Annotated in this window: 1 protein-coding gene and 1 pseudogene; both read right to left on the bottom strand. The window is 68.9% G+C overall.

Going from position 1 to position 1,153, the window contains the following annotated elements:
- Window positions 1–49 precede the first annotated feature (49 nt).
- Window positions 50–499 (bottom strand): annotated as a pseudogene (gene nadA, locus QZH66_RS16595) (quinolinate synthase NadA); the annotation flags it as partial.
- The coding region (gene nadA / locus QZH66_RS16590; protein WP_345783868.1) for a quinolinate synthase at window positions 430–1,153 on the bottom strand (724 nt) is incomplete at its 5' end. The gene nadA (QZH66_RS16590) and the pseudogene nadA (QZH66_RS16595), both read right to left, overlap by 70 nt.

The raw sequence follows: 1,153 nt of genomic DNA, 5'->3' as shown, positions 1-1,153 counted from the left end.
AAAAGAGAGTGGCGCGGCGTGCGCCACCCTCGCCCAGTCGCTCGCTCGTTCAGGCGGCGCCCAGGTGTGGCACCAGGCCGGCCGTGGGCTGGCCATTTTTCAAAGCGGCGGTAAAGGCCAGCATGCGATCGATCGGCTGGCGCGCGCGCGGGATGATGGCCGGGTCGACCTCGATCGCGTTGGCGCCGGTCTCGAGCACGCGGGCCACGTCGGCCAGGCCGTTCATCGCCATCCACGGGCATTGGGCGCAGCTCTTGCAAGTGGCGCTGTTGCCGGCGGTGGGCGCCTCGTAGAACCGCTTGCCGGGGTTGAGCGTGCGCAGCTTGTGCATCATGCCGGCGTCGGTGGCGACGATGAACTCGGGCGCGTCCATCTCTTGCGCGGCCTTGAGGATGGCCGAGGTCGAGCCCACGGCGTCGGCCAGAGCGATCACGTCGGNTTGCAAGTGGCGCTGTTGCCGGCGGTGGGCGCCTCGTAGAACCGCTTGCCGGGGTTGAGCGTGCGCAGCTTGTGCATCATGCCGGCGTCGGTGGCGACGATGAACTCGGGCGCGTCCATCTCTTGCGCGGCCTTGAGGATGGCCGAGGTCGAGCCCACGGCGTCGGCCAGAGCGATCACGTCGGCCGGCGACTCGGGGTGCACCAGCACCTTGGCCAGCGGGTGCTCTTGCTTGAGGGCTTCGAGCTCGAAGGCCTTGAACTCGTCGTGCACGATGCAGGCGCCGTTCCACATCACCATGTCGGCGCCGGTTTCGCGCTGGATGTAGCCGCCCAGGTGGCGGTCGGGCGCCCAGAGGATCTTGTGGCCCTGGTCCTTGAGCGCGCGCACGATGTCGAGCGCGCAGCTGGACGTAACCAGCCAGTCGGCGCGCGCCTTCACGGCGGCGCTGGTGTTGGCGTAGACGACGACGGTGCGGTCGGGGTGGGCGTCGCAAAAGGCGCTGAATTCATCGATGGGGCAGCCCAGGTCGAGCGAGCAGGTCGCGTCGAGGTCGGGCATGAGCACGGTTTTCTCGGGCGACAGGATCTTGGCCGTCTCGCCCATGAAGCGCACGCCGCTCACCACCAGCGTCTGCGCGGCGTGGTCGCGGCCGAAGCGCGCCATCTCCAGCGAGTCGCTGACGATGCCGCCGGTCTCTTCGGCCAGGTCCTGC

Origin of the sequence: Stenotrophomonas sp. YIM B06876, assembly GCF_030711595.1 — a bacterium.
Lineage (GTDB): Bacteria > Pseudomonadota > Gammaproteobacteria > Xanthomonadales > Xanthomonadaceae > Stenotrophomonas.
Note: the sequence above shows the minus strand (reverse complement) of the source record. Positions and strands in the feature narration are given on the sequence as shown.